General features: G+C 66.2%; 1 protein-coding gene and 1 pseudogene. Both read left to right on the forward strand.

What is annotated here, in order from left to right:
* Window positions 1-1,184, forward strand: a 1,184-nt coding sequence (locus JHD73_RS27240; protein ID WP_199033253.1) for an autotransporter assembly complex family protein, incomplete at its 5' end; no start/stop codon positions are given.
* Window positions 1,185-1,192: 8 nt separating this feature from the next.
* Window positions 1,193-3,323, forward strand: a pseudogene (locus tag JHD73_RS27245) (translocation/assembly module TamB); the annotation flags it as partial.

Below are 3,323 nucleotides of genomic sequence, written 5' to 3' on the forward strand. Positions count from 1 at the left end.
TGTCCGTTTCCTATGACAGCGGCCCGGCCTACACGCTGGGCCCGCTGGATGTGCAGGGCCTGACGCGCTACCCGCTCAGCATCATCACCAACGTCAACCCGCTGCGCGTGGGCGAGGACTACTCGGCAGACCGCCTGCAGGCATTGCAGGCGGCCATTCAGGGCCAGCCGTACTTTGCCAACGCCATTGTTGATCTGGGCGACGAGCCGAAGGACCCGGTCAACGCGCCGGTGCGTGTGCGGGTGCGCGAGTATCCGCCCAATCGCCTCACCAGCGGCGTTGGCTATGGCACGGACACGGGCGCTTCGGTGGAAGGGCGCTACCAGTATCTGAACCTGTTCAGCAAGGCGTGGGTGCTCGACACTCAGGCGCGCATCGAGCAGCGCCGGCAATATCTGTTTGCCGGCGTGACCCTGCCGCCCGACGAGAAACAGTACGTCAACAGCCTCTACAGCAGCATGGACCGCACCGACACCTCGGGCACCGAGACGCGCAGCTATCGCTCCGGCTTCAAGCAGACGCGCGTACGCGGCATCTACGAAACCTCGTTCACCATCGACTTCTACTATGACGACCTGCGTCCCGAAGGCGCCGAGCGCCAGTTGAGCAAGGCGCTGGTGCCCGGCTTCGCGTGGACGCGCCGCGACGTGGACGATCCGCTGTTCCCGCGTCGGGGCAACATCATCACCACGCAGATCGGCGCGGCGGTCAAGGGTTTCCTGACGGACCAAACGTTTGTGCGCTCGTATAGCCGCATTCGCCAGTTCGTGCCGGTCGGGCAGCGCGACATTTTTGTTGCGCGGGCAGAATTGGGCGCCGTCATTACCAGTGGGGCGGGTGATGGTGTGCCGGCCACGCTGCGCTTTCGCACGGGCGGTACGCAGTCGGTGCGCGGCTACGACTTCCAGAGTATCGGCAACGAGGTCAACGGCAGCACGCTGCCGACGAAGTTCCTCGCGACGGGCGGGCTGGAATACCAGCGCTGGTTCCTGCCGCAGTGGGGCGGCGCCGTGTTCTGGGACACCGGCACCGCCACCGACAACTGGTCGGAGCGCCGCTGGTACAACGGCGTGGGCGTGGGCGTGCGCTGGAAGAGCCCGGTCGGGCCGATCCAGCTCGACTTGGCCTACGGTATCCAGCAAAAGCAATTCCGGCCGAGCGTATCGCTGGGCATCGCGTTTTGAGCGCCGCCATGACCGAAACGCAAACGCCTGAATCCGTTCAACCCGAGACACCGTCGCCCAAGCGTCCAAACAGGCGTATGGGCCGCCGCTTGCTGAAGTGGCTGGGTGGTCTTGTGGCGCTTGTCCTGGTGGTCGTGCTTGGTGTTGCCGCTTGGCTGGTTTGGGCCATCCACTCGCCCACGGGCACGGCGCAGTTGTGGTCGCTTGTCACGCGCTTCGGCCACGACCATGTGTCGGGCAAGCTGGCCGGCGGCTCGGTGCGCGAGGGGCTGTCGCTGCGTGACCTGCATGTGCGTGCGGGCAGTACCGAAGTGCGCATCGACCATGTGGAGGGCCGCTGGACCATCACGCGCGGGCCGTGGCATGCGCGCTTCGCGTATCTCACAGCAGGCAGTGTCGAGGTGATCCTGCACCCGACGCCGCCATCGCCGCCGAGCGGGCCACCTGCTTCATTGGTGTTGCCACTGGCGCTCGATGTGGATCGCTTGGCTGTGGACCGCCTTGCCATCCGCGAGGGCACGTCGACCACTGAACTCAAGTCGATTGCCGGCAGCCTGCACACCGATGGCACGCATCACAACGTGCTGCTCGACGGTATGGAAACGCCTGCCGGCAAGCTGGTGGCCACGCTGCGCATGACGGGCACGCGGCCGTACCCGCTCACCGGGGCGGCCACGCTGGCCACGCAGTTCGAAACGAGTGGGCAGAAGCAGGATGCGTCGGTGTCGGCACAGCTTTCGGGCTCGCTGGAGGCGCTGCACATCGATGCGACCGGCACCGGTGCCAAGCTGACCGCGCAGGCGCAGATCGACGCCACGCCGTTCGGGGCACTGCCCCTGTTACGCGCCGTGGTGTCGGCCGATCATGTGAACCCGCGTGCGTTTGCGCCGGGCGCGCCGGAAGCGTCGCTCACCATCCATGCCGATCTGCGCCCTGACGAGAAAGCCAAGACGCTGACGGTCGCCGGCCCCGTGCAGATCGACAACGCGCAAGCCGGCACGCTCGACAAGCAGAAACTCCCGCTGCAATCGCTGCGTGCGCAGGTGCGGCTGAACGAGGACGATCAGCAACTCACCGGCCTGGATCTGCGCCTGCTGGGCGGTGCGCAGTTGACCGGCGGTGCAGATGTGAAGAAGGGCCACGGCACGTTGCGTGTCGATGTGCGTCAGTTGGACCTGCAGGCAATACATGCATCGCTGGAGAAGACGAAGCTCGCCGGCCCCATCACCGTAGACTTTGCGGGCGGTACGCAACACGTGGCGCTTGATCTTGCTGGCGGTGACATGCGTGCGCAGGCCAAGGCGGTACTCGACGCGGCGCAGGTCGCGGTGGAGAGTGCGCAGGTGTCGCTGGGTCGCTCGCGATTGAACTTGGCGGGCACGCTCAAACACGACGAAGCGCAGTCCTTTGCCTTCAAGGGCGACCTTGCAGAGTTTGACCCGTCGCGGCTGGTCAAGGTGGCCAAGGGCCGGATCAACGCCACCTTCGACGCGCGTGGCGCGCTGGGTGAGCCGATTGATGCAGCGATCAAGTTTGCCGTGCGTGACAGCGACTACGCCGGCTTGCCGATGACGGGCGACGGCAGCGTCCACCTGCGTGGTGAGCGTCTGCTGCCGAGCGATGCCAAGCTGGATGTCGCAGGCAACAAGGCCAGCCTGCGCGGCAGCTTTGGTGCGGCGGGCGACCGCCTGCATGTGGAAGTCGACGCGCCGCAACTTGCGCGCCTGCAACTTGGCGTGAGCGGGGCGCTGACGTTGTCTGGCGACGTGTCCGGCACGATCAAGCGCCCGCAGGTGGATGCCACTTTCCGCGCGCAGCAACTTGTCTATCAGGGCAACAAGATCGAACTGGCGAACGGCCGTGCGCAGATGCGCGATGGGGTGGATGGTCCGCTCCAGTTCGAGCTGACCGCGCAGCGTGTGACGGCCCCGAGCGTGTCGTTGCGCGAGGTGCGCGCCACGCTGGAAGGCACGCGTCGTGCGCACCGCTTTCGCGCCGATGCCGACGGCAATGTGCGCAACCAGCCCTTCAAGTTCGCATTGGCCGGCGACGGTGCACTCACGCCAGGGAAGGACGGTGATGCATGGGACGCCACCATCTCCACGCTGTCGGCGCAGGGCGCGCCCAACCTGCAACTGA

Source organism: Ralstonia sp. ASV6 (assembly GCF_016429285.1).
Lineage (GTDB): Bacteria > Pseudomonadota > Gammaproteobacteria > Burkholderiales > Burkholderiaceae > Ralstonia > Ralstonia flaminis.